Source organism: Streptomyces sp. NPDC026515 (assembly GCF_055567595.1).
Map to the genome: position 1 here is coordinate 179,685 of NZ_JBVHQD010000013.1, position 22,055 is coordinate 201,739.

General features: G+C 72.2%; 23 protein-coding genes, 7 tRNA genes and 3 pseudogenes. 11 read left to right on the forward strand and 22 right to left on the reverse strand.

What is annotated here, in order from left to right:
- Nucleotides 1-176: 176 nt before the first annotated feature.
- Nucleotides 177-593 carry an ester cyclase gene (locus ACZ4O3_RS27035; protein ID WP_362732520.1) on the reverse strand — a complete coding sequence of 139 codons (417 nt, stop codon included), beginning with the start codon at nucleotides 591-593 and terminating at the stop codon, nucleotides 177-179.
- A 58-nt stretch (nucleotides 594-651) separates the two neighbouring features.
- Nucleotides 652-1,110: a MarR family winged helix-turn-helix transcriptional regulator gene (locus ACZ4O3_RS27040; protein WP_467724673.1), complete on the reverse strand. Its 459-nt coding sequence runs from the start codon at nucleotides 1,108-1,110 to the stop codon at nucleotides 652-654.
- A 215-nt stretch (nucleotides 1,111-1,325) separates the two neighbouring features.
- Between ACZ4O3_RS27040 and ACZ4O3_RS27045 the strand changes: the two genes are divergently transcribed.
- Nucleotides 1,326-2,762, forward strand: coding sequence for an SLAC1 family transporter (locus ACZ4O3_RS27045; protein WP_467724675.1), 1,437 nt, complete (start codon nucleotides 1,326-1,328; stop codon nucleotides 2,760-2,762).
- 31 nt (nucleotides 2,763-2,793) lie between these two features.
- Here the strand turns inward: ACZ4O3_RS27045 and ACZ4O3_RS27050 are convergent, their stop codons facing one another.
- Nucleotides 2,794-3,900, reverse strand: a complete 1,107-nt coding sequence (locus ACZ4O3_RS27050; RefSeq protein ID WP_467724677.1) for a TDT family transporter — start codon at nucleotides 3,898-3,900, stop codon at nucleotides 2,794-2,796.
- 241 nt (nucleotides 3,901-4,141) lie between these two features.
- Between ACZ4O3_RS27050 and ACZ4O3_RS27055 the strand changes: the two genes are divergently transcribed.
- Entirely contained in the window at nucleotides 4,142-5,170 is a 1,029-nt protein-coding gene (locus ACZ4O3_RS27055) for a GlxA family transcriptional regulator (protein WP_362724892.1), read from the forward strand.
- Here the strand turns inward: ACZ4O3_RS27055 and ACZ4O3_RS27060 are convergent.
- From ACZ4O3_RS27060 to ACZ4O3_RS27095, 8 genes and pseudogenes are all read right to left on the reverse strand, one after another.
- A complete protein-coding gene (locus ACZ4O3_RS27060) occupies nucleotides 5,157-5,561 on the reverse strand; it encodes a nuclear transport factor 2-like protein (protein WP_362724889.1) in 405 nt (134 codons plus the stop codon). The two genes, ACZ4O3_RS27055 and ACZ4O3_RS27060, sit on opposite strands and share 14 nt — an antisense overlap.
- A gap of 162 nt (nucleotides 5,562-5,723) precedes the next feature.
- Nucleotides 5,724-5,798, reverse strand: a tRNA-Val gene (locus ACZ4O3_RS27065).
- Nucleotides 5,799-5,837: 39 nt separating this feature from the next.
- Nucleotides 5,838-6,284, reverse strand: a complete 447-nt coding sequence (locus tag ACZ4O3_RS27070) for an SRPBCC family protein (RefSeq protein ID WP_362724886.1) — start codon at nucleotides 6,282-6,284, stop codon at nucleotides 5,838-5,840.
- Nucleotides 6,285-6,405: 121 nt separating this feature from the next.
- Nucleotides 6,406-6,966: pseudogene (locus tag ACZ4O3_RS27075) on the reverse strand (exo-rhamnogalacturonan lyase family protein); the annotation flags it as partial.
- A pseudogene (locus ACZ4O3_RS27080) lies at nucleotides 6,952-7,385 on the reverse strand (hypothetical protein); the annotation flags it as partial. The pseudogenes ACZ4O3_RS27080 and ACZ4O3_RS27075, both read right to left, overlap by 15 nt.
- An 84-nt stretch (nucleotides 7,386-7,469) precedes the next feature.
- Nucleotides 7,470-7,900, reverse strand: a pseudogene (locus ACZ4O3_RS27085) (ABC transporter substrate-binding protein); the annotation flags it as partial.
- A 640-nt stretch (nucleotides 7,901-8,540) separates the two neighbouring features.
- Nucleotides 8,541-8,612, reverse strand: a tRNA-Val gene (locus ACZ4O3_RS27090).
- 75 nt (nucleotides 8,613-8,687) lie between these two features.
- Nucleotides 8,688-9,152: a TIGR02611 family protein gene (locus ACZ4O3_RS27095; protein WP_467724679.1), complete on the reverse strand. Its 465-nt coding sequence runs from the start codon at nucleotides 9,150-9,152 to the stop codon at nucleotides 8,688-8,690.
- 191 nt (nucleotides 9,153-9,343) lie between these two features.
- Here ACZ4O3_RS27095 and ACZ4O3_RS27100 point away from each other — a divergent pair, with 191 nt between their 5' ends.
- Entirely contained in the window at nucleotides 9,344-9,757 is a 414-nt protein-coding gene (locus tag ACZ4O3_RS27100; RefSeq protein WP_004002642.1) for an SsgA family sporulation/cell division regulator, read from the forward strand.
- A 269-nt stretch (nucleotides 9,758-10,026) separates the two neighbouring features.
- Entirely contained in the window at nucleotides 10,027-10,587 is a 561-nt protein-coding gene (locus tag ACZ4O3_RS27105) for a CGNR zinc finger domain-containing protein (RefSeq protein ID WP_362723528.1), read from the forward strand.
- A gap of 191 nt (nucleotides 10,588-10,778) precedes the next feature.
- Here ACZ4O3_RS27105 and ACZ4O3_RS27110 read toward each other — a convergent pair whose 3' ends face one another.
- Both ACZ4O3_RS27110 and ACZ4O3_RS27115 read right to left on the reverse strand, forming a co-directional pair.
- Nucleotides 10,779-10,931 (reverse strand): hypothetical protein, encoded by a 153-nt coding sequence (locus ACZ4O3_RS27110; RefSeq protein WP_167450005.1) that lies wholly within the window; start codon nucleotides 10,929-10,931, stop codon nucleotides 10,779-10,781.
- Nucleotides 10,932-11,153: 222 nt separating this feature from the next.
- Nucleotides 11,154-11,600 carry a hypothetical protein gene (locus ACZ4O3_RS27115; protein ID WP_362723532.1) on the reverse strand — a complete coding sequence of 149 codons (447 nt, stop codon included), beginning with the start codon at nucleotides 11,598-11,600 and terminating at the stop codon, nucleotides 11,154-11,156.
- A gap of 238 nt (nucleotides 11,601-11,838) precedes the next feature.
- Here ACZ4O3_RS27115 and ACZ4O3_RS27120 point away from each other — a divergent pair, with 238 nt between their 5' ends.
- Nucleotides 11,839-12,354, forward strand: coding sequence for a DsbA family protein (locus ACZ4O3_RS27120; RefSeq protein WP_362723535.1), 516 nt, complete (start codon nucleotides 11,839-11,841; stop codon nucleotides 12,352-12,354).
- 7 nt (nucleotides 12,355-12,361) lie between these two features.
- Here the strand turns inward: ACZ4O3_RS27120 and ACZ4O3_RS27125 are convergent, their stop codons facing one another.
- The 3 genes from ACZ4O3_RS27125 to ACZ4O3_RS27135 form a co-directional block, all read right to left on the reverse strand.
- Complete coding sequence (locus ACZ4O3_RS27125) at nucleotides 12,362-13,186, reverse strand: GNAT family N-acetyltransferase (RefSeq protein ID WP_467724681.1); 825 nt, start codon at nucleotides 13,184-13,186, stop codon at nucleotides 12,362-12,364.
- A gap of 80 nt (nucleotides 13,187-13,266) precedes the next feature.
- Nucleotides 13,267-14,088 carry an aminotransferase class IV gene (locus ACZ4O3_RS27130; RefSeq protein WP_362723540.1) on the reverse strand — a complete coding sequence of 274 codons (822 nt, stop codon included), beginning with the start codon at nucleotides 14,086-14,088 and terminating at the stop codon, nucleotides 13,267-13,269.
- Nucleotides 14,085-15,128 carry a chorismate-binding protein gene (locus ACZ4O3_RS27135; RefSeq protein WP_467724682.1) on the reverse strand — a complete coding sequence of 348 codons (1,044 nt, stop codon included), beginning with the start codon at nucleotides 15,126-15,128 and terminating at the stop codon, nucleotides 14,085-14,087. Before ACZ4O3_RS27135 ends, ACZ4O3_RS27130 begins: the two co-directional genes overlap by 4 nt.
- 178 nt (nucleotides 15,129-15,306) lie before the next feature.
- Here ACZ4O3_RS27135 and ACZ4O3_RS27140 point away from each other — a divergent pair.
- The 5 genes from ACZ4O3_RS27140 to ACZ4O3_RS27160 all read left to right on the forward strand — a co-directional run bounded on the left by ACZ4O3_RS27140 (nucleotide 15,307) and on the right by ACZ4O3_RS27160 (nucleotide 15,776).
- Nucleotides 15,307-15,379: transfer RNA gene (locus ACZ4O3_RS27140), tRNA-Gly, on the forward strand.
- A 38-nt stretch (nucleotides 15,380-15,417) separates the two neighbouring features.
- A tRNA-Cys gene (locus tag ACZ4O3_RS27145) sits at nucleotides 15,418-15,491 on the forward strand.
- A 1-nt stretch (nucleotide 15,492) separates the two neighbouring features.
- Nucleotides 15,493-15,564: transfer RNA gene (locus ACZ4O3_RS27150), tRNA-Val, on the forward strand.
- A gap of 34 nt (nucleotides 15,565-15,598) precedes the next feature.
- A tRNA-Val gene (locus ACZ4O3_RS27155) sits at nucleotides 15,599-15,670 on the forward strand.
- A gap of 34 nt (nucleotides 15,671-15,704) precedes the next feature.
- Nucleotides 15,705-15,776: transfer RNA gene (locus tag ACZ4O3_RS27160), tRNA-Val, on the forward strand.
- Between the two features lie 52 nt (nucleotides 15,777-15,828).
- On the opposite strand, the gene ACZ4O3_RS27165 is transcribed toward ACZ4O3_RS27160, so the two are convergent.
- From ACZ4O3_RS27165 to ACZ4O3_RS27180, 4 genes are all read right to left on the reverse strand, one after another.
- Nucleotides 15,829-16,116 carry a TFIIB-type zinc ribbon-containing protein gene (locus ACZ4O3_RS27165; RefSeq protein WP_384993716.1) on the reverse strand — a complete coding sequence of 96 codons (288 nt, stop codon included), beginning with the start codon at nucleotides 16,114-16,116 and terminating at the stop codon, nucleotides 15,829-15,831.
- Between the two features lie 143 nt (nucleotides 16,117-16,259).
- A complete protein-coding gene (locus ACZ4O3_RS27170) occupies nucleotides 16,260-17,180 on the reverse strand; it encodes a phosphotransferase (RefSeq protein WP_467724683.1) in 921 nt (306 codons plus the stop codon).
- Between the two features lie 254 nt (nucleotides 17,181-17,434).
- Nucleotides 17,435-17,611 (reverse strand): hypothetical protein, encoded by a 177-nt coding sequence (locus tag ACZ4O3_RS27175; RefSeq protein WP_046726640.1) that lies wholly within the window; start codon nucleotides 17,609-17,611, stop codon nucleotides 17,435-17,437.
- A gap of 196 nt (nucleotides 17,612-17,807) precedes the next feature.
- Complete coding sequence (locus ACZ4O3_RS27180) at nucleotides 17,808-18,095, reverse strand: hypothetical protein (RefSeq protein WP_351320234.1); 288 nt, start codon at nucleotides 18,093-18,095, stop codon at nucleotides 17,808-17,810.
- A gap of 196 nt (nucleotides 18,096-18,291) precedes the next feature.
- Between ACZ4O3_RS27180 and ACZ4O3_RS27185 the strand changes: the two genes are divergently transcribed.
- Nucleotides 18,292-19,617, forward strand: a complete 1,326-nt coding sequence (locus ACZ4O3_RS27185) for a serine/threonine-protein kinase (RefSeq protein ID WP_467724742.1) — start codon at nucleotides 18,292-18,294, stop codon at nucleotides 19,615-19,617.
- A gap of 48 nt (nucleotides 19,618-19,665) precedes the next feature.
- On the opposite strand, the gene ACZ4O3_RS27190 is transcribed toward ACZ4O3_RS27185, so the two are convergent.
- Together ACZ4O3_RS27190 and cobA are read right to left on the reverse strand one after the other, a co-directional pair.
- A complete protein-coding gene (locus tag ACZ4O3_RS27190; protein ID WP_362730911.1) occupies nucleotides 19,666-20,484 on the reverse strand; it encodes a TrmH family RNA methyltransferase in 819 nt (272 codons plus the stop codon).
- Nucleotides 20,485-20,548: 64 nt separating this feature from the next.
- Nucleotides 20,549-21,796 carry a uroporphyrinogen-III C-methyltransferase gene (gene cobA, locus ACZ4O3_RS27195; protein WP_362730908.1) on the reverse strand — a complete coding sequence of 416 codons (1,248 nt, stop codon included), beginning with the start codon at nucleotides 21,794-21,796 and terminating at the stop codon, nucleotides 20,549-20,551.
- Nucleotides 21,797-22,055 lie beyond the last annotated feature (259 nt).

Consider the following 22,055-nt stretch of genomic DNA (forward strand, 5'->3'; position numbering starts at 1 on the left):
GGAGACGGGAAACCTGCGTTGGCGTGTGGGGCGGAACTTGCCGGGGGGGAGGGGGGTGGTGTGGCCCCCCCCCCCCTCCCCCCCGCCACTTCACGGCTCGGTCCGTCTATCGGGGTCTGTCTGCCTATCGGGGTCTGTCTGCCGGAATCTCCGCCGGGAACACCATCGGCAGGGCCTCATGCCCCGGCGAGGCCGAGCTGCCGCAGCATGCCGAGTTCGTCGCTGCTGCCCCAGCGTTCGACGAGCTTGCCGTCACCGTCGAAACGGCTGATCTGCATGCCCCGGTAATGCACCTTCCTGCCGGTCGCCGGACGCCCCATGAGCGGTCCCAGATGCGTGCCGCTGATGACGTAGGCGAAGGCCAACTCGTCGTCGGTGGCCAGCAGATGCTCCACCTCGACGTTCAGGTCGGGGAAGGCCTCCCGCAACGCCCCGAACATGTCCTTGTACCCCTCGGGCCCCGGCCCCTGTCCCGGGGCGGGATCATGGTCGACGGAGTTGGCCGCGACGATCTGGTCGAAGGCGTCGAGGTTGCCGGTGACGACGGCCTCTGCGAAGGCGGTCTGCGCGGTGATGTTCGCTTGCCGGTCCATGGGTCCTCCCGGGCGTGTCCCGGGCACCGGCCTGTTCCGTCGGCTGAGAGGTCCCGCTCTACGCCGTCTCCCGACCGTACCTCGACCGCTCGCCCCCGGCATGCCCGCACGGCTCCCCGGGGCCCTGCGCGTCGTCCGGGAACGGCCCAGGGCCGAGATGGCGGGCCAGCAGTGCCCGCGCGGTCCGCTCGGCCTCGGCGAACCTGGTGCGTCCCGCGCCGGTCAGCGTGATCTCCACCGTCCTGCGGTCTCCCGCGCGCCGGGCGCGTTCGACCAGTCCGGCCGCCTGCAGATCCCGGAGAAGGGCGGACATCCGGGTGCCCGATTCCCCGAGGAAAGCCGTCAGCCGGGACACGGGCACGGGCCCGCCCTCGGCCGCGGCGACGGCCCCGAGAACGAGGTAACCGTGGAGCGCCAGCCCGTGCCGTGCCCGCAACGCTCCGTGCAGATGGCCCAGGGCCGGCAGGATCTGCGAAGACCACGGCCGGTCCCTGTCCGACGGATCGCTGTCGCTCATGTCGCTCCCTGAGACGGGTCCTGTGGCCGCGAACCCGCGGCCGGACCATCACAACCAGCTGACGCCCGCCGCCGATCGCGGGCCGGGTGGACACGACACCCTCGGATCAGGACACCGGCCTCGGCCGTCCCGCGCACCGCCCACCCGTCCGGACGCGCGTGAAATGCACATTCCACTAATATGCACTTACCGCAAGAGCTGCCGGAGCGTGTGTCATGGCCAAGCAGATCAGCTGTCGCGGACTGTCCGGACGACCGCCGTCCGAGGACGGCGGGAACGCCGAACGGGTGCTGGTCGACCGCGCCTGGCCGGAAGGCGTACCCCGGCGGGACGCGCCTGTCGACACGTGGCTGCGGGATGTCGCCCCCTCCGCCGAACTGCAGAGCTGGTACGGCGGTCACCCCCGCCGGTTCGGCGAGTTCCGTCGCCGCTACCTCCTCGAGCTGGGCGATCCGGAGCACAGCCGGGCGGCCGCCCGGCTGCGGCACCTGGCCGGACACAACAGCCTCACGCTGCTCACCGCGGTCCAGGACACGGAGCACAGCCATGCCGCGGTCCTCGCCGAGTGGCTCACCGACCACGGCGCCCCGCCCGCCGGCCGCCCCGCTCCCGGGGGCGTCCTCGCCGCCCTCGGCGACGTCAACGCGGGGGCGCTCGCCTTCGTGATGGGCACCGGCATCGTCTCCACCTGCCTGTACGTCAACGGCGCCCACGTCCTCTCCGCAGCACTGCTCTGGGTGGCCCTGGCCGGCTTCGCGGTGCTGGTGCCCGCCTACGGCTGGCGGCTGCTGCGCCGCCGGCAACGGTTCGTCACGGACCTCCTCGGGCCTCGCGCCTTCGCCTTCCTCACGGTGGCCATCTCCTCCAACGTGCTGGCGGCACGCTTCGTCCTGGACGGCCGCACCGCGGCGTCCGCAGCGTTCCTGGCCTTCGGCGCGCTGGTGTGGCTGCTGTTGGACTACGGCGTCCCGCTGGCGCTCATCACGACCGAGCGCCGGGGTCCGGCCCTCGACCAGGCGAACGGCACCTGGTTCCTGTGGGCGGTGGCATCGGAGTCGGTGGCGGTGGCGGCGGCCGCGCTGGCCCGGGTGACGCCGGGACACGTGCTGCCGGTGCTGGCGGTGGTGTGCTGGGCCGTCGGGCTGGTGCAGTACCTGCTGACCGCCGGGATCGTGCTGGCCAGACTCCTGGTCCGGCCGGTGCGGCCGCAGGCGCTCATGACATCGGTCTGGATCTTCATGGGAGCGGCGGCGATCGCCGTGCTCGCGGGGGTGCGGCTGGTGTCGCTCCCGCCAAAGGACCTGCTGCCCGCTCGTCCGCTCGTCCTCGGGTCGTCGGTGGTCCTGTGGTCGTTCTCCAGTTGGCTGATCCCGCTCCTGCTGGCTCTGGGCCTCTGGCGGCACCTGCTGCGCCGCGTTCCGCTGCGCTACGAACTGGGCTGGTGGAACCTCGTCTTCCCGGTCGGCATGTACGCGGTCACCACGCACGAACTGGGCCGCGCGACCGGAACCTCCTGGATGACCTCGGCCGGCCGCCTGGAGGTCTGGGTCGCCGCGGCGTTCTGGGCGGTCGTGTTCGCCGCCATGGCGGCGACCCTGCTCCGGCACCGCGCCACGGCGCCCCCTCCGCCGCCGTCCGGTGCGGCGGTCTGACGTTCGCGGGCAGCCAGGTTCAGGAACGGTGTCAGCGGCGGGCGTGCCGCACGGAGCGCCGCACCGAGTGCCGCACCGAGTACCAGGCGACCACCGCCCAGGCGGCGACGAGCAGCACGTACAGGACGACGGCGGTCCACACGAACGGCTGCGAGCCGCTGCGGACGGCGAGCGCGCTGGTGCCGGTGACACAGGCGCCGAGCGGGAAGATGAAGGACCACCAGGTGGGGGCGAAGGGCAGTCCCCGGCGGACCTCCCGCACGGTCAGCGCCGTCGCGAGCACCAGCCACAGCGTGGCGAAGCCCCATATCCCGATCCCGCCCAGCAGCGCCGCGACGGCGGTCCCGCGGGCGTAGGGGGCGGGCAGCGCGCTCGGCGCCGCCGTGGCCAGCGCACCCAGCGCCGTGACCGCCTGGTCCAGCGCCCCCACGCCGATCCACACCGTGGGCACCGTCGTACCGCTGGGCGCGTCGTGGTGCACCAGACGGCTGTACACCATGGCCAGTACCAGCAGGACCGCCACCAGCCCGAGCCCGAGCATCGCGTAGCAGCCCAGCAGCAGGGCCAGCCGCAGCTGGCCGGCCGGCGCCCGCGGGACGAGCAGCGCGCCGGTGGCGGCGGAGACCATCGGCGGCACCACCGGCAGCAGCCAGCCGCCGAACGCCGCCTCCGGGGTGAAACGGTGCCGGGTGACCATCAGGTACGGCACCGCGCACGCGGTGGCGAGACCGAGCACCGTACCGGCGGACCACAGCACCCAGTCCACGTCCAGCGCGGCCCGCTCCCCGATCAGCTTCCGGCCGAGCAGCAGCGTCCCGGCCCCGACGGTGAGCAACGCCATCGGCGGTGCCCCGAAGAACTGCGCCAGCACCGGATCACCGGCGTGCACGCGCAGCATCCGCTGCCCGAGGTAGCAGGCGCCCAGCGCGATCAGCAGCAGCGCGGCCCCCGCCCACACCACCGTGGCGGCCGTGTCCAGGCCGGGAAAGGTCCGCGGCAGGGTGGCGGCGCCGCTGGCGACGATCCCGGTGCCCATGACCGCCGCGAACCAACTGGGCCCGAGCCGCCCCCGCCCCGCTCTCGGAACCGGGCCGACCTGGGACGGGATCGCAGGGCTGGTGCTGGAGTGGGGTGCCACGGCGTGGAGCGCCTTCTCTTCTCGTGTCGGATGCGTCACCGTCCAGGGCAGGCGACGGTGACCGGCCGGCAGACCGGCGCACACCCACAGGCTCACGGGGCGCGGCCGAGACCGTCGGCCCGTTGGCGTCCCCGAACCTATGGCGCGGCACGTGTCCGGCCACAGCGCAGCACGTGCCATGACGCCCTCACTCCAGGACATGACTACCCTGGACCGAGTCCGTCCGGCCGGGAGGCGCACCATGAAGGACACGCCGTCAGGCAGGAAGCCGCTGTTGGTGACCGTGCTGGTCTTCCCCGGCGTACGACTGCTGGACGTCACCGGCCCGATCGAGGTGTTCGCGTCGGCCAACGACTTCGGTGGCCGCTACCGGGTGCGCACGGTCTCCCCGGACGGCGCCGACGTGGTCACCGCGGCCGGCACCGGTATGAGCGTCGACATGCCTGCCGCGCAGGCGCAGGACGTCAGCGATGTGGTCGTCGTCCCCGGCGGCCCCGAGTGGCCCTCGCTCGTCAAGGACGACGCCCTGCTGGACACCGTGCGGGCGCTCGACGCGCGCAGCCGCCGTACCGCGTCCATCTGCACCGGTGCCTTCCTGCTCGCCGCGGCCGGGCTGCTCGACGGGCGCACCGCGACCACGCACTGGCGCTTCGCCGACCAGCTGGCCCTGCGCTACCCACGGGTGACCGTGGCGGCCGACCCCCTGTTCGTGCGCGACGGCCACATCATGACCTCGGCGGGCGTCAGCTCGGGCATCGATCTGTCGCTCGCGCTGGTCGAGGAGCAATTCGGCGCCGACGTCGCCCGCTCCGTGGCCAAGGACATGGTCGTGTTCATGCAGCGGCCGGGAGGTCAGTCGCAGTTCAGCGTCCGCACCCAGAGTCCACGGGCCCGGCAGGAGATGCTGCGCCGGGTCCTGGACACGGTCGCCGAGGACCCGTCCGCCGACCACAGCCTCGCGTCCATGGCGCGCCGGGCGGGTGTGAGCCCCCGTCACATGACGCGCCTGTTCCACGAGGAGATGACGACGACCCCGGCCCGGTATGTCGAGCGGATCCGCATGGAAGCCGCCCAGGCGATGCTGGAAGGCGGCGACGACCCCATGGCCACGGTGGCCCGGCGCACCGGCTTCGGCTCACCGGAGTCGCTGCGCCGGGCCTTCACCCGCAACCTCGGCGTCACGCCGGGCACCTACCGGGCCCGCTTCCGCACCACCGAAGCCGCGGACACCTCGGACCCCACGGACTCCGCCGGTGTCAGGCATCCGTGACGGTCCGTCCGGGCATCGGCTCGGCGAGGGCGGCCCGCCAGGCCGGCGCGCCGAACGGTCCGGCGAAGTACTGGGTCTCGTGCACCACATGCCGGCCGGCGAACTCCATGATGCTCACCGAATACGACGGCACACCGTCGTAGGTGATGACGCACTCGCTCACCCACAGGTGAGCATGGCCGGAGATCCGCTGGACGGTGAAGTGCCGGTCGGCCGGGTGCCCGCCGCGTTGCGCCGCGATCGTCTCGCGCCCCCGGAAGCGCTCACCGGACTGCGGGTAGTCCAGGATCGCGTCCACGGCGTAGACGGCGTGCTCCGCTTCGACGTCTCCGCGTTCCGATGCCTGCCAGTGCTCCTCGATCGCGGCCCTGGTCCGGGAATCAGCGTCCATGGCACCACCCTAGGCACCTCCGGCCGCGGCCGGCCGGGGGCAGGCGGGCGCGGCGAGGGCCGGTCCGCCATTCGGCCGGACGGCAGACAGAAAAGCCGGTCCGCCATTCGGCCGGACGGCAGACAGAAAAGCCGGTCCGCACAGGCGGACCGGCCTTCCCGGTGGTGGGCGATACTGGGTTCGAACCAGTGACCTCTTCGGTGTGAACGAAGCGCTCTCCCACTGAGCTAATCGCCCGGGAACGCACTGAACGATACAGGGACCGGCGGGTTTCGTTCAAACCGCTTGCAGGTGCCTGCGCAGTCCCCGCCGTCCCGACCACATCATCAGCCGGTGATTGGCACGGAAGAACGGCCGTCCGGGGACGGCCAGTCGGCGCAGCAGCGGCTTGGTGACGTCGACGACCTGGTCGTAGCGGGCCAGGGTGCCGGTGCCGTCGGCGGTGACCGTCCAGCGGGCCCGGCCCTCGATGTCGCCGCTCATCGCGATCTCCAGCACCCCGGCGGCCGGGTCTCGCCGGGTCTCGCGCGCGGTGAACGTCATGTCGTAGGGCAGGACCGAGCGGATGGTGATGATCCCGGTGGTGTCGTTCAGCCGGCTGACGGTTCGCACCTGCGGCCACCAGTGCGGGTAGTCCTCGACCCGCTCCAGGGCCCGGTAGACCGCCGCGCCCCCGAAGGGCAGCGGCCACAGACTGCGGAAGCGGTAGTGGGTCCAGTCCATGGGCGGAGTCTGCCCACCGGGGCGATCTGAGTACGCATACTCATGCCGCACCACGTGACCCGGACCACACTCATGGGTGCGAGCGCCGCCGCCCGTGCGACGGCGCTCCCCCTCCCACCTGCTACGACGGCATCCTGTCGCCCAGCAGCGCCAGGTTCTCGATGGCCGCGAGCCCGTACGGCGCGGTGTCGTTGGAGGACACCCGGCTCGCCTCGCTCCCGGGACGAGCGTGACCGGGCCGGAGAGCGGCTCGGTCTTCCACGGCGAGGACTCCGTGCAACCGTCGGAGCTGTAGAACTTCGTCCACGCACGCTCGGCGAGCTTCTCGTCGCCGGTCTGCGCGGCGGTGTAGGCGTCGAGTCGCGAGTGGCCCTGGAAGAGCAGCAGTGTCCCGAAGTTGGAGCCGCAGCGTGCCGCCTGTTCGGCCTTGGTGGGTGGCGTTGAAGTAACGGCAGTAGTCGAAGTACGCCTGGCCGAACTCCGGCATGTCGACCAGGTGGATGAGTTCGACGCAAAGTTCGTTGAGGCCGAAGACCGCCGAGAGGTGGGACACGGAGACGACCGGGGCGGCGGCGGTCGCGAACCTGCCGGTGTCGAGGTCGTACAGGCCGCTGCCCTGCACGAAGCCGTTGGGCTGGGCGGCGCTGCCCTCCATGGTCGACAGTACCCGTGACCTGGCCTTCACGGCGACGGCCACCGCCGCGACGGCATCCAGCACGGGGACCGCCAGCGGCGCGATGAGCAGGGCGGAGCAGATCACCAGGACCGCTCCCCCGACGAGCGGGAAAGAGCCGCCGGGATCGAGGGCGGTACGGCGGCCGGCCACCGCGAGCAGGGTGCGCCAGCGGTCGCCGGGCGCCCAGACCGCCGCCGCGCGCAGCACCGCGACGCGAAGCCGATCACCGCGAACAGACCGACCGCGCCGACGAGCGGCCCGTCCGGCAGCCCGGCCCGTACGGCCTGGACATCCACCCGGGCGACGGCCACCGCACCCCGTCCGGCGAGCCCGACCAGCCGGCTGCCGGGCAGTGCGGCCCGGAAGTCGCCCACGAACTCCCGTCAACCGTCGCCCACCTGCCCGGTGCGGCGGCGCAGATGCCGGTGAGCAGGGCCTCGGCGAAGACGCCGAACCGCTCGGAGAGGGCGGTGCGCTTCGCGGGTACGTCGTCGGCCACGGCCTCAGCCTCCGAGCTGCTTGCCGTCGACCTGGCCTACCTTCGTGACGCCGGCCCGGAAGTGATCCAGGCTCAGGTTGCCTGCCTGAACCTGAGACTTGAGGCCGAGGAGAATTCCTCGCTTGTCGTACTTCCGAAGAAAGGTGACGGCATTTTGGAAAACGTCCGGGGGATTTCCACCGGCGGCCCGGGTCTGGAACTTCTCCCAGAACGATTGACATGTCTGGAAGTCCGTCTTGACCTTGATCTCCGGGTACTTCTTCTCGAAGAGCCTGATGGTCTGATTGATCTTCGTGGCGCGTTCCTCGGCGCCCCACCACGAGTAACGGATCGTCACCGTCCCGTCCCCGGCACCGCTTCCACCTCCGCACCCGGTCTCCGCGCGGGCCCGAGCGCGGCCGCCGAGGCCCCGGCCGCCTTCAGGACGGTCGGCCTCTCCATGTTCCTGCTCGTTCCCACAGTCGGGCCCCTCCCCGCAGCGTCGCCGACGCTGCATGAATCGTTTCAAGCGAGCGCTTGCCAGGACAAGCCACGGAGGAGGCGGGGCCGCGCGGCCGAACGCGAAGCAGCCGGAGGACTGCGGTGGTTACGGCTTGGCTTCGACGAGCCGTCCGGACCGGCGGCGGGCCGGCCCGGAGATCGGCGACTTCGTCGCGTCGGCGCCGAGGGTGCGACACGGTCACCCGCGAGCGGTTTCAGCAGCTCCGACGCGCACGGCGGGGCGGACACCTCCGACCACTGGCGACCTCGGACGACTCCGGCACCCGGCATGCCCGGCAGTCCGGCAGCGCCGCGCCGAAGCTCACCGTCCGCCTTCGGCGCGTCCCGCAACGCGCCGGCCGGCCGACGGGCAGGTCGGCAGCAGGCGGCAGGCGGCAGGCGGCAGGCGGCAGGCGGCAGGCGGCAGGCGGCAGGCGGCAGGCGGCAGGCGGCAGGAGACGAGACCGGCCACGGCCCGTGTTCGTCCGGATGCGGTGGGTGCGCCGTCAGCGGGCAGGGCGACACCGCGAAGCCCCGCCCGTCGAGGCCCGCGAACGACCACGACCCACCTGCTCTCTCGCAGGTGGGCCGTGGTTTCGGGTGGGCGATACTGGGTTCGAACCAGTGACCTCTTCGGTGTGAACGAAGCGCTCTCCCACTGAGCTAATCGCCCGGACGCAGGAAGAACATTACCCCATGTCAGGGGGTGCCCCCGACCAGCCGCCGGGGCCCGTGACCGTCGGCCCGGTCACTCCTCGATCTTCCAGGGCATCACCATGCCGAACTTGGCGAGGTAGATCCCGGCCAGGCCGGCCACGATCACCAGCCCGATCGCCGTCAACGTGATGTTGCGGCGGCGCACCTTGGGGTCGAGGGCCTTCTGAGCCGCCTCCGTGACCTTGCGTTTCGTCCAGCGGAGCACCAGCTGCGCCCAGACGAACTCGGTCGCCCAGATCGCCATGCCACCGAAGATGATCACCCAGCCGGGCCCCGGCAACGGCAGCAGGACGATGCCCACGCCCACCACCGCGAGACCGAGCGCGAAGACCCCGACCTGCCAGCTCAGGTGCAGCACCCGGCGCGCCTTGACGAATTCGGGTGCCCGCGAACCCAGTCCCCGCTCGTCGCGCGCCCCGTCCGGCTCCGTCCCGTCCACCTCGCTCCCGTCCGAGGCCACGGCGACCTCGCCCGGTTCGTTACTCCCCGTATTCATACGACCAAACCATACCCGAGCGATTCCGGTCACCGGAATGGTCGTAGATCGCGCCGAGGTTCTCGGCCGGAAGAGTTACGTAAACACACGCAAAACACTCAGAGGGGTTTACAACGGCACCGTAGGTGGCATGTCGATTTCGCCGACGTGCGAATCCCCGAGCGCACACTGAGCGAAAGGCCCTGGCGCTTATGAACACCACGGTCAGCTGCGAGCTGCACCTGCGCCTCGTTGTGTCGAGCGAGTCTTCCCTGCCTGTCCCCGCAGGCCTGCGGTACGACACGGCCGACCCCTACGCCGTGCACGCCACCTTCCACACCGGAGCCGAGGAGACCGTCGAGTGGGTGTTCGCCCGCGACCTCCTCGCGGAGGGGCTGCACCGCCCCACCGGTACCGGCGACGTCCGGGTCTGGCCGTCCCGCAGTCACGGTCAGGGCGTCGTGTGCATCGCCCTGAGCTCTCCGGAGGGCGAAGCCCTGCTCGAAGCCCCGGCGCGGGCTCTGGAGTCCTTCCTGAAGCGCACTGACGCCGCCGTGCCGCCCGGCACGGAACACCGGCACTTCGATCTCGATCAGGAGCTCTCGCACATTCTGGCGGAGAGCTAGGGCAACACCCCCTGCAAGCCGCCCGGCGCCGTCCACTCGGGGAGACGGCTCGGGCCTAGACAACCGCATACGGCAGCACCGGCGCCGCCACCGTGTTGGTCATGGGGCGGCTTCGGTGTGCCCGCATGTCCTGGGAACCACCGCCGGGCGGTGCGCGTTCTACAGAGCAGCGACGAGTGGGACAGAGCACGGTGCGGTGGAGCCGTATGTCGCTACGATCGGCCACCATCGGCGGGCGCCCGCCCGACCCTCAGGCCAGGGAGCGAAACGTGCTGATCACCCACGACACCCGGTGTTCCCTAGATGCCGTGGTGGACCTGGTGAACACCGCGCCGGAGGACGACACGGCCCCGGACGGTCTGCCCGATGTCGCGGCACTCAAGGTTTTCGTACGAAACCACGACATAAGCGACGTGGGCGTGCTCTCGGAGTTCGACCTGTCGGCGGTGCGCAGGGTCCGCGGGCGGTTCGCGGGGATCTTCGCCGCCCCGGACGCCCGGGTCGCCGCAGGGATGATCAACGAACTGGTCGCCGCCGCGGGCACCACACCCCGGCTCACGGACCACGACGGCTACGACTGGCATGTGCACTACTTCGCGCCAGGCGCCTCGGTTGCCGACCACCTCGCCGCCGACTGCGGGATGGCGCTCGCGTTCTTCGTGGTCGCCGGGGAGCAGGAGCGGCTGCGGCGCTGCGAGGCCCCTGACTGCCGACGCGCGTTCGTCGACCTCTCGCGCAACCGTTCGCGCCGCTACTGCGACAGCCGGACCTGCGGAAACCGGCTGCATGTCGCCGCCTACCGGGCCCGCCGCAAGGAGTCGGCGGGCTGATACCAGCGCGCCCGGGAGCGGGGAAGGAACCGGCGGGACGGAGACCACGGCCTGCCGGCCGGTCCGCCCGCACGGTCCCTCTCCGGGGTCGTGGTCGGGGTTCGTGGATGCGCACGCGGGGTTCGTGGATGTCGGCACCGTCGATGCCGACGCCTGTCCCGGCGGGTGACGCCGGGACGGGCGGGTACGGCTCACAGCCACAGCAGATCGTGCAGCGCAGCCATGAGGAGCAGACACCCGATCACCGCTAGGAAGATCATCAGCGGTGGCTGGGAAAGGGCGAAGAGGCACCCGCGCGGCTCGTCCTTCGGCGGCGCGGCCTCGCTCTGTTTCGTGTCCAGCATCTCGCGGCGATGATGACCCAGCGGGGACCCGCCGCGCGATCAACACGCCCGGAATGGGCGGGAGTTCGCCGAATTCCGTGATGTCCGGTTCGCTTCCGTCCGCCCGGTGAACGCTTCCGCGCACGCCGTAGGCGGAGTGTGTCGTTTCAATGCCTCATGTGCTTGTCACATACATCCGCCGCCGACCCGCCTGAACAGCGTCGAGGGCTGCCCGGCGGAGCCTCATATTCCGTGCTTCTTGAGAATGGCCTCGATGTCGCTGAAGTCCTCACCCGAGCCGGTGGAGCGGGGCGCGGCCGCGGGCTTGGCCGCCGGGCGCGAGGCGGGACCCAACGACGGCGCCGAGGCGGCGGGGGCGACGGCGTCCCGCCGCTCGCCGCGGGCGGCCGCCCTGCGCTCGGCCCGGGTGGAGCCGCGCCGGCGCTCCACGGCACGCGTGGAGGCGAACAGGGCCCAGGCCGCGCCGAGCACTCCGAAGCCCGCCCAGGCGGTCGGGCTGAACGCCGTGTCGGCGAGCCAGCCCACCACACCCGTCATGACCAGGCCGATCGGCACGAGTGAGTAGGCGGCGATGCGGACCGCCGACAGGTATCGCTTGCGGTAGGCGGTCACCACGGCGATGCCCAGGCCGGCCGCGGACGCGGCGGAACAGACTGTCTCGGCGATCATCCGGTCCTCCTGGCGGGCTCGGGCGGGCGGGGCGAGAGACACACGCTGCGTGGTGCCCCCCTCCATCGTGCACCGCCCGGCCCCTGCGATCCATGCCCAGGCCCGACAATCAGGGGCATCTCGGGGTCCTCTCCGGGTCGACTCCACCCCAGGTACGAGCGGTGATCACAGCCGGCCACCGGCCGCCGCCCACCGTCACGATTGGGTCGCCGGAGTCCGGCCTGGAAGACTGGTCGCCATGAACGACTCCCCCGCGCGCACCGACGCCCCGGTTCTCGACGTCTGGTGCGAACTCCAGTGTCCCGACTGCCGCAGCGCCCTGGACGACCTCCGCGCCCTGCGTGCCCGGTACGGCGACCGGCTGGAGCTGCGGCTGCGGCACTTCCCGCTGGAGAAGCACAAGCACTCCTTCGCCGCCGCGCAGGCCGCCGAGGAGGCTCTGGAGCAGGGGAAGGGCTGGGAGTACGTCGAGGCGGTCCTCGGCCGGGTGGCGGAGCTGGACCGCGGGGGCGAGCCGTTCCTGGTCGAGGTGGCCCGTGAACTGGGTCTGGACGCCGAGGAGTTCGACACCGCGCTGGTCGACGGCCGGCACATCCTGATCGTCGATGCCGACCAGGCCGAGGGGCAGGCCATCGGCGTGACCGGCACCCCGACCTATGTCATCGGCGGTGAGCGCCTCGACGGCGGCAAGAGCCAGGAGGGCCTGCGCGAGCGGGTGGCGGAGATCGCGGACCGGTTGCTGGCCGGACCGTGACCGGTCCTCAGACCAGCTCCTTGTAGAGCGAGTACGACGTGGTGACATACCCGAGCGACGCGTAGAGCCGCTCGGCGGGGGTGTTGCCCGCGAAGACGTTGAGGCCCAGGGCCTGCTTCCCGGCGGCGATCGACTGGGCCTCCGCCAGCAGCATGAGGGTGCGGCCGTGGCCCCGGCCCCTGCGGTCCTCGTCGACCAGGACGTCGTAGACGAAGGCCGGCTCGCGGGCGAGCGCCAGCCACAGGGTGCCCACCCTGGCTCCCTCGTGCTCCAGCACGCTGATCCGCGTGCCCGGGGTCGACACCCCCTGCGGCAGCCCGGCGGCGTGGTCGCGTTCGGACTTGGCCAGGGCGTCCGCCGCCGGGACACCCCGGTCGATCCAGTCCTGCGCGTAGTGCACCGTGCCCGCCGCCAGCCACGGGCCGTACTCGGCGTCCGTCATGGGCCGCGCCAGGCTGCCCGCCGGCAGCTCGGGTGCGGTCGTGCCCAGCGGTTTCACCATCCGGCGGTTGCGGTGCAGGTACCCGAGCGTCGTGGCCAGCCGCAGGGCGGCCGCCGCGTCGGCCGGCACGTCGATGCCGATCCGGGCGCAGCCCCAGCCGCGCGCCACCTCCTCCGCCGCGAGGGCGGCCACCGTGCCCCGGCCACGCCCCCGGTCCGGCTCCTCGACGTGCAGATCGTGGATCACGGCGGCGGAGGGCCCGAACGAGGAGTCGGTGGAAAGGCTCACAGCGCCCACGGGACGGCTGTTCACGCACACCAGGTAGCGGCGGGACAGCGCCCCGTCGGCACCGCGCTGGAGCGGCTCGGTCGGCCGCAGGGTGGTGGTCATCAGAGGTGTTCTACCCGCCTCGGACGCCCACGTCAGCTCATTAACCTCGGACGCCCACGTCAGCTCATTAAAAGGGGCTCTTACGGATCCAGGTCCTGCCCCGAGCGCTCGTCGAAGATCCGCATCGCCTTGGCGGTCGCCGGGCCCGGGGCGCCGGGAAGTGGGCGGTCGTCGACCCGGTGCACGGCCTGCACGTCGCGCAGGGTGGAGGTGAGGAAGACCTCGTCGGCCCGCTCCAGGACGTCCAGGGGCAGGTCGGTCTCCTTGGCGCCGGCCCACTCGACGGTCAGCGCGCGGGTGATGCCGGCCAGGCACCCGGAGGCGACCGGCGGGGTGTGGATCTCGCCGTCGAGGACGACGAAGACATTGGAGCCGGTGCCCTCGCAGAGCTGTCCGACGGTGTTGGCGAACAGCGCCTCGGAGGCGCCGTGTTCGTGCGCGCGGGCCAGGGCCACCACGTTCTCGGCGTACGAGGTGGTCTTCAGGCCGGTGAGCGCGCCGCGCTCGTTGCGCGTCCAGGGGACCGTGACGACGGCGGTGGTGTCGGCACGCCGACCGGTCTCCCCCACGGCGACCAGGAGGGTGGGGCCGCGGTCACCGCGGTCGGAGCCGAGCGGGCCGTGGCCGCCGGTGTAGGTGATGCGCAGCCTGCCCAGCGCCATCGGGTTGGCCGCCAGCACCGCCTCGCACGCCCGGCGCACCTCGTCGTGGTCCGGATCGGGCAGGCCGAGGCCCCGGGCCGAGCGGGTCAGCCGGTCCAGATGCCGGGTGAGCGCGAAGGGCCGGCCCCCGGTCGCCTTCACCGTCTCGAAGATGCCGTCCCCCACGGTCAGCCCGTGGTCGAACACGGAGACACGCGCGGACTCGGCGTCCCGCAGGCCGCCGTCCAGCCAGATCTTCACCGCAGACCCCCTTCGTTCACGTCGTACGTGCCCGACGCTACCGCGAGCAGCCGGGCGGCCTTGAGCTCGGTCTCGCGCCATTCACCCTCCGGGTCGGATCCCCAGGTGATCCCGGCCCCGGTGCCGAACCGCAGCTCGCCCGCGTCCCGGTCGATCCAGAAGGTCCGGATGCCCACCGCCAGCTCGCCGACGCCCCGGTCCGCGTCGACCCAGCCGATGCCGCCGCAGTACGGACCGCGCGGAGCGGTCTCCAGATCCTCGATGATCCGCAGGGCGCTGGACTTCGGCGCGCCGGTGACGGATCCGGGCGGGAAGGCCGCGGCCAGCAGCTCGGCCCAGCCGGCCCGCTCGGACAGCTCGCCGCGGACCGTGGAGACCAGGTGGACGAGCCCGGGATGCTTCTCCACGACGCACAGGTCCGGGACGGTCACCGTGCCGGCGGCGCAGACCCGCCCGATGTCGTTGCGGACCAGGTCGACGATCATCACGTTCTCGGCGTAGTCCTTCTCCAGGAGGTCCGCCTCGGTGCGCCCGGTGCCCTTGATGGGCCCGCTCTCCACGGTCCGTCCCGTCCGGCGCAGGAACAGTTCGGGCGAGGCGGTGGCTATCTCCACGCCGTGCTCCGGCAGCCGAATCGTTCCGGCGTACGGCGCCGGGTTGCCGCGGGCCAGCAGCGCGGTCAGGGCGTCGACGTCGGCGTCCTCGGCGACCGGCGCGGACAGCACGCGGCACAGGTTGGCCTGGTACACCACGCCGGCCGCGATGTGCGAACGGATCCGGCGCACGGCTCTCGTGTACGCGCCGCGGTCCAGGGACGACGTCCAGTCACCGGCGGCCGGACCCCGCCACCGCCCCGGCACCGGCGCGGGCACCTGCTCCTCCCGTACCTCGCCGAAGCGGGCGCAGGTCAGCCGGCCCTCGAAGTCCGCGCAGACGGCCCAGAAACCGGTGGTGTCGAGGGCCGCGGGATCGTCGGTGACATCGAGGAGACCGGTGGCGAGCAGTGCGCCGAACCGGGCGAGAGGAGGGTGATGGAGCACGTCGTCGAGTCTATGGCGGGTGTCGCGGGGGTGACCCGGGCGTGTCGTCAAGGGGGCCCTGACCACGTCGTCCTCCGGGTCGGGCGCAGCACGCTGCGTAAACGCGTTTTTGTGCTGGCCCGGGAATCCGCTAGAGTTCAACACGTCGCCGGGCCGCGAGAGCGGACCGAAACGACAGGCGGACGTAGCTCAGTTGGTAGAGCGCAACCTTGCCAAGGTTGAGGTCGCGAGTTCGAGCCTCGTCGTCCGCTCGAAGGAATGAGGGGTCTTCCCGATCCCCTACACTCCTGGTGGAGTGGCCGAGAGGCGAGGCAACGGCCTGCAAAGCCGTCTACACGGGTTCAAATCCCGTCTCCACCTCCAAGGACGATTAGCTCAGCGGGAGAGCGCTTCCCTGACACGGAAGAGGTCACTGGTTCAATCCCAGTATCGTCCACTGGATCTTGGCTCTCAGACCCGAGATCCGTCCCGCGCGATTAGCTCAGCGGGAGAGCGCTTCCCTGACACGGAAGAGGTCACTGGTTCAATCCCAGTATCGCGCACGCAGTGCCCGTGATCTTCGGATCGCGGTCCCGAGGACGATTAGCTCAGCGGGAGAGCGCTTCCCTGACACGGAAGAGGTCACTGGTTCAATCCCAGTATCGTCCACACAGCACGAAGCCCCCGGCCGTCCCGTACGGCCGGGGGCTTCTTCGTGGGCTCAGCTGGAGAAGAGCATGTGGGCCCAGCTCTTGTGGCCGTGGTGACCGCCGTGGCCGCCGTAGTGACCCCCGTGGTGCTGCTGCGGCGCGCCCCAGGCCGGCGCGGGCGGCGCCGGGTAGGCCTGCGGGGCCGGCGGGACCGGCTTCGCCCACTGGGCCTCCATCTGGGTCAGCGCCTCCAGCTCGCCGTAGTCGAGGAAGATGCCCCGGCAGCCGCTGCACTGCTCGATCTGGACGCCGTTGCGGTTGTAGGTGTGCATCGGCGCATGACACTTCGGACACTGCATGGTCGGCTCAACTCCTCGCCGGTGAAAACTGCTTCACGTTCTCCCAGGACAGACTCCGTCCGACCCCGGTCGGTTGCACCCTACTTCGGGAAATCGAGGTCCAACCGGGCGGGGGCCGCGACCGGTCGGGCATGACACGGTGCTCATTCCGGGCCCATACGGGCACAAGCGTCGATCAGGGACTGCTCGACCTCGTCGAGGGCGCGGGCCGCGGCGAGCGCCTTCGCCAGGTAGCGGGCGGCGGTCTGGACGGTGAGCGCGCGGGCGGACACGTCCAGGGCCGGCCAGGGATCGCCGTCCTCCGGTACGGCCGGACCGCCGGCCGCGCGGTACGCGGCCAGGAAGCGGGCCCACTCGTCGGGCGGGAGGAGGCCGCAGGCGTACCAGGAGGCGGGGCGGGCCAGGTCCCAGGCCGGGACACCGACCCCCAGGTCGTCGACGTCGATCAGCCGCCACGGGCCGTCCGGTGCCGGGTGCCGGACCAGCTGGCCCAGGTGCAGGTCGCCGTGGCAGAGGGTGCGGCCGCCAGGCATCGGGGCCTCCGCGCGGGCCCAGGCGGGCAGCCCGGACCAGGCGCGGAGGACGGGTGCGGCGGCAGGGTGCCCCGGTGCGGCGGCCAGCGCCCGGCGGAGACGGGCCGTCGCGTCGGCGGCCTTGGCGGGACCGCGCATCGGGGGCGTGCCGGGAAGGGGCGGGCTGCGGTGGAGACGGGCGAGCAGGGTGGCGGCGGCTTCCCAGGGGGCGGCGGCCCGAGCGTCCGGATCCACGGGACGGCCGTACGGCCACAGGGTGACCGGGCGGGTGCCGAGCACGGTCGCCGGGACGGGCGTGAGCGGGGCGAGGAAGACGCCGGGGAGGTGGGCGGCGGTGGCCAGGCGGACGGCCAGCGCGGCGGGGTCGGTGCCGGGGGCGTGGGCCTTGGCGACGGCTTCGGCGTGCCGGAGGACCGTGGTGTCGGGACGGTCGGCGAGGGTGGTGGTACGGCAGCGGCAGGGCGTCGCGTCCGGGTGGGCGGCGGCTGTGACCTCGGCGGTCAGCTCCGGTATCACGTCTGCGGTCGTCACGGTTCCCCCGGGGTGTGCGGTTGCTGAGCCGAGCGTATGCCGGTGTTCCGCGGCCGCGTGCGCAGCCGGCCGGGACGAAGGCCCGCTCACCGGGGTTCCGCTCCCCCGCGCCTGCGGGGTGCCGCGAAAAAGCAATGCCGGCGCAGCTCCCCAGCTGCGCCGGCATTTTTGCCGTCCGCCGCACCCCCGTCCCCACGGGGTTTCATGGGTGGATGTCCCCGCCCGGACCGCTCTTCCGGGCCTGAGGTCGCCGCTCAGCGCCCCAGCATCACTCCCACGGACGACGCCTGTGTGGCCACCGTCTCCCAGCCGTCGAAGACGAGCAGGAGCAGGGCCGCCAGGGGGAGGGCCATCAGCGTCGCCACCAGGGGGTGGCGGCGGCCCTGTCGGCGGGGGCGGGTGGTGTGTGTCCGCTGTGCCGTAAGAGCCATGGTCCCTCTCCTGACCGTTCAGTTGTCGTTGGCAGCGGCGGGTGTCTGACCTCGGGGGACGAGTGCTGCACCCGCCGCTTGACCTCAAATCTAGGCGTGGGCCACCTCGGGGACGTCATGCCCTCGTACCGAATCGCGGGCCTCCGAGAGGATGAGCCGTGACCTGCGGTCTACTCCCCTGGGTGGAGACGACGTCCTACGCCTCGTCCTGGGCCTCGGGGTCTTCCCGGAGGGGGTGCCCGGTCCTTCCTGGTTTTTCCGAGCTGTCCTCACGGGGTACGGGCTGCTCGACGAGGGCCAGGACCCGGGTCGCCATGAATCGGGCCGTACGGACAACACTGCCGTTTCGCGTGACTTCGCTCACTTCCACCACCCCTCGTCGGACCGCCGTCTCCACCCGGCGCCCCGCCCTGCTGGCCACCACCTCGTACGTGCGGGTCGTGTCCCCGGCGTCGACGACTATCTCCACCCGATCACCCTTCACAGCATCAATCCCCCTTCTGTGACGGCTTGTTGGAGCAGACAGGTGGCCAAAGGCGCCCATTACGGCGCCTTCCTGACCACTCCTCAAGTCTCGCACCCGGCACTGACAATCCGTCGGGCCGAGAGGGCGCGGCCTCTGCGCGCGGGCGGCCGTGGAAACGTAAGCTGTGCCACGTCACACGGACCGGGCAGCGGGGATGAACATGGCGATGATGCGCCTGAGGCGCGAGGACCCGCGCGTCGTCGGCTCGTTCAGGCTTCACAGAAGGCTCGGCGCCGGCGGGATGGGCGTGGTCTACCTGGGCTCCGACAAGAAGGGGCAGCGGGTCGCGCTGAAGGTCATCCGGCCCGATCTGGCGGAGGACCAGGAGTTCCGGTCGCGGTTCGCCCGTGAGGTCTCCGCGGCCCGGCGGATCCGGGGCGGTTGCACGGCACGGCTGGTCGCCGCGGATCTGGACGCCGAGCGGCCCTGGTTCGCCACCCAGTACGTGCCCGGTCCCTCGCTGCACGACAAGGTCGCCGACGACGGCCCGCTGGGCGCGGCGGACGCGGCGGCGGTCGGGGCGGCGCTCTCCGAGGGCCTGGTCGCCGTGCACGAGGCGGGCGTCGTCCACCGGGATCTCAAGCCGTCCAACATCCTGCTGTCCCCGAAGGGACCGCGGATCATCGACTTCGGCATCGCCTGGGCCACCGGCGCGTCCACGCTCACCCATGTCGGTACGGCGGTGGGCTCCCCCGGGTTCCTCGCTCCCGAGCAGGTCCGCGGGGCGGCCGTCACCCCGGCCACCGACGTGTTCTCGCTCGGGGCCACCCTGGCGTACGCGTCGACCGGCGACTCACCCTTCGGGCACGGCAGTTCCGAGGTGATGCTCTACCGCGTGGTGCACGAGGAGCCGCAGCTGTACGGGGTGCCGGACGCACTGGCGCCGCTGGTGCGGGCCTGTCTGGCGAAGGACCCGGAGGACCGGCCGAGCACGCTGCAGCTGTCGCTCCGGCTGAAGGAGATCGCCGCGCGCGAGGCGCAGGGCCTGCCCGACGTACGGCCGCCGGCGCCGCGTGCCGCGGAGGCCGACCGGCCCACCGGCCGGCTCGCCGAGACCTACCCGGAGTCGCAGCGCATCCAGCGGCGGCCGCCGCACTCCTCGCCGGGCACACCGGTGCGGGGCAACCCGCCCTCGCGCGGCGGCGGCAGCGGTCCGCGGGCGAACGGCGCAGTGCCGTCCCGGCCGGGTGGAGCGCGCTCCATGCCCGCTCCCCGCGGCAACGGCACCCGGCCCGGAAACACCAACGGGCAGCGTCCCGGGCCGCGCGGCGGGACGGGGCGTCCCGGGCCGCGCCCCACGGGTACCGGACGGCGTCCGGCCAACCCTCGGCTGCTGCGGCAGCGGCTGTTCGTGTTCGTCGTGGTGACGCTGCTGGTGGCACTGGGGATCGCGCTGGCCCAGGGCTGTTCCGGCCCGGCGCACGGGATGGGCGTACCCGGTGGGGCCGTCTCCGCCAAGCCTGCTGCCCTCAGGGAGTGAAGGAAGGCCGCCGGTCCCAGGAAGCAGTCCCCCAGGGAGTAACAGGCCTTACGCCTGCGGCCGGCCGGCGGTCACCGCGTAGAAGGCGACCGCCGCCGCCGCGCCGACGTTGAGGGAGTCGACGCCGTGGGACATCGGGATGCGGACCCATTCGTCGGCGGCGACCAGGGCCTGGGTGGACAGGCCGTCGCCCTCCGCGCCGAGCATCAGGGCCACCCGTTCCATCCGGTGCGGCGCTGCCTCGTCGAGGCTGCGGGCCTTCTCGTCCGGGGTGAGGGCGAGCAGCGTGAACCCGGCCTCGCGGACCGAGTCGAGTCCCTTGGGCCAGGTGTCGAGGCGGGCGTACGGCACGGAGAAGACCGCGCCCATCGAGACCTTCACGCTGCGGCGGTAGAGGGGGTCGGCGCAGTCCGGGGAGAGCAGCACCGCGTCCATGCCGAGGGCCGCCGCCGAGCGGAAGATCGCACCGATGTTGGTGTGGTCGTTGACCGACTCCATGACGACGACCCGGCGTGTGGTGTGCAGCAGGTCGGCCGCCGTCGGCAGCGGCTTGCGCTGCATGGAGGCGAGCGCGCCGCGGTGCACGTGGTATCCGGTGACCTTCTCGGCGAGCTCCGGGCTGACCGCGTAGACGGGGGCCGGGAGTTCGTCGATGACATCACGCATGACGTCGACCCACTTGGCGGACAGCAGCATCGAACGCATCTCGTAGCCCGCGTCCTTCGCCCTGCGGATGACCTTCTCACCCTCGGCGATGAACAGCCCCTCGGCCGGTTCGCGCTTGCGGCGCAACTCGACGTCGGTCAGGCCCGTGTAGTCACGCAGGCGCGGGTCGTCGGGATCCTCGACGGTGATGAGATCGGCCACAGGGTGATACTGCCTTGTCCTGGGTGTGGTGCCAACGGGCTGGAACAGGTTGTGTTACCGGGGGTTACGCCGGCGTCTCTCCTGCGGACGGATGCGGGCCGACGTTCACGACCTCGCCGACGACGATGACCGCCGGGGGCTTGACGTCCTCCGCGCGGACGACCCCCGCCACCGTGGCGAGGGTCGCGTCGACGCGGCGCTGGGCGGCCGTGGTGCCCTCCTGGACCAGGGCGACCGGGGTGTCCGGGGACTTGCCGTGGGCCACCAGGGTCGCCGCGATCTGCCCGATCTTGTCGACGCCCATCAGGATCACCAGGGTCCCGGTGAGCCTGGCCAGGGACGGCCAGTCGGCGAGCGAGCGCTCGTCGTCCGGCGCCACATGGCCGCTGACCACGGTGAACTCGTGCGCGACGCCCCGGTGCGTGACCGGGATGCCGGCCGCGCCGGGCACCGAGATCGAGCTGGAGATGCCGGGCACGACCGTGCAGGGGATCCCGGCCTCGGCGAGCGCCTGGACCTCCTCCATGCCCCGGCCGAAGACATAGGGGTCGCCGCCCTTGAGCCGTACGACCGACCTGCCCTGCTTGGCGTGCTCGATCAGGGCGTTGTTGATGGCCTCCTGCGCCATGTAGCGGCCGTACGGGATCTTCGCCGCGTCGATCACCTCGACGTGCGGCGGGAGTTCGTCGAGCAGGTCGCGGGGGCCGAGGCGGTCGGCGATCACCACGTCGGCCTCGGCGAGCAGGCGGCGGCCGCGCACCGTGATCAGGTCGGGGTCGCCCGGGCCGCCGCCCACCAGGGCGACGCCCGCGGTTCGGGTGCGGTGGTGCGGGGCGACGAGGGTGCCGTCACGCAGGCCTTCGACGACCGCGTCCCGGATGGCGGCGGTGTGGCGGGGGTCGCGGCCCCGCGCGTCGGTGGTGAGCACGGCGACCGTGACGCCTTCGCTGTGGCCGGTGGCGGGGGTCCAGGCGGTGGCCTGGTCGGCGTCGTCGGAACGGACGCACCACACGCGGTGGCGCTCCGCTTCGGCGGAGGCGGCGGTGTTGGCGGCGGGGTCGCTGGTGGCGATGAGGGCGTACCAGGCGTCGGCGAGGTCGCCGTCCTGGTAGGGCCGCCTGGACCAGGTGATCTCACCGGCGTCCGCCATCGCTTCGACGGACGGGGTGGCCGCGGGGGACACGACGGTGATGCGGGCACCGGCCGCGATGAGCGCGGGAAGGCGGCGCTGGGCGACCTGGCCGGCGCCTAGCACGACCACCTTGCGGCCGGTGAGGCGAAGGCCTACGGGGTAGGCGGGGTGTTCGGCCATGAGGGTGCGACTCCCTGGTGTGGCGGCGGTGCGATGCCCTGACGTGCAGATTTTACGGGGCGGGCGGCATGGACGGACCAGGTGTCCGGTGGCTGGGCGCACGGCCGAGTACACGGCTGTGGGTGGTGGTGGGGGGGGGGTTCTTCCCCCCAGAGAGACGGCCCCCCCCACCCCTCGCCCCCCCCAAAACCCACCCCGGCCCCCCCCCGCCCACCACCCCCCGGGCCGGGACCCCGAACCACATTTCCCCGGTGCCCCC

What these genes read in the sequence shown, in the direction of transcription:
- ACZ4O3_RS27035 (WP_362732520.1), bottom strand. Translation starts at nt 593, where the DNA reads ATGGACCGGCAAGCGAACATCACCGCGCAGACCGCCTTCGCAGAGGCC.
- ACZ4O3_RS27040 (WP_467724673.1), bottom strand. Translation starts at nt 1,110, where the DNA reads ATGAGCGACAGCGATCCGTCGGACAGGGACCGGCCGTGGTCTTCGCAG.
- ACZ4O3_RS27045 (WP_467724675.1), top strand. Translation starts at nt 1,326, where the DNA reads ATGGCCAAGCAGATCAGCTGTCGCGGACTGTCCGGACGACCGCCGTCC.
- ACZ4O3_RS27055 (WP_362724892.1), top strand. Translation starts at nt 4,142, where the DNA reads ATGAAGGACACGCCGTCAGGCAGGAAGCCGCTGTTGGTGACCGTGCTG.
- ACZ4O3_RS27060 (WP_362724889.1), bottom strand. Translation starts at nt 5,561, where the DNA reads ATGGACGCTGATTCCCGGACCAGGGCCGCGATCGAGGAGCACTGGCAG.
- ACZ4O3_RS27070 (WP_362724886.1), bottom strand. Translation starts at nt 6,284, where the DNA reads ATGGACTGGACCCACTACCGCTTCCGCAGTCTGTGGCCGCTGCCCTTC.
- ACZ4O3_RS27095 (WP_467724679.1), bottom strand. Translation starts at nt 9,152, where the DNA reads ATGAATACGGGGAGTAACGAACCGGGCGAGGTCGCCGTGGCCTCGGAC.
- ACZ4O3_RS27100 (WP_004002642.1), top strand. Translation starts at nt 9,344, where the DNA reads ATGAACACCACGGTCAGCTGCGAGCTGCACCTGCGCCTCGTTGTGTCG.
- ACZ4O3_RS27110 (WP_167450005.1), bottom strand. Translation starts at nt 10,931, where the DNA reads ATGCTGGACACGAAACAGAGCGAGGCCGCGCCGCCGAAGGACGAGCCG.
- ACZ4O3_RS27115 (WP_362723532.1), bottom strand. Translation starts at nt 11,600, where the DNA reads ATGATCGCCGAGACAGTCTGTTCCGCCGCGTCCGCGGCCGGCCTGGGC.
- ACZ4O3_RS27120 (WP_362723535.1), top strand. Translation starts at nt 11,839, where the DNA reads ATGAACGACTCCCCCGCGCGCACCGACGCCCCGGTTCTCGACGTCTGG.
- ACZ4O3_RS27125 (WP_467724681.1), bottom strand. Translation starts at nt 13,186, where the DNA reads ATGACCACCACCCTGCGGCCGACCGAGCCGCTCCAGCGCGGTGCCGAC.
- ACZ4O3_RS27165 (WP_384993716.1), bottom strand. Translation starts at nt 16,116, where the DNA reads ATGCAGTGTCCGAAGTGTCATGCGCCGATGCACACCTACAACCGCAAC.
- ACZ4O3_RS27175 (WP_046726640.1), bottom strand. Translation starts at nt 17,611, where the DNA reads ATGGCTCTTACGGCACAGCGGACACACACCACCCGCCCCCGCCGACAG.
- ACZ4O3_RS27185 (WP_467724742.1), top strand. Translation starts at nt 18,292, where the DNA reads ATGAACATGGCGATGATGCGCCTGAGGCGCGAGGACCCGCGCGTCGTC.
- cobA (WP_362730908.1), bottom strand. Translation starts at nt 21,796, where the DNA reads ATGGCCGAACACCCCGCCTACCCCGTAGGCCTTCGCCTCACCGGCCGC.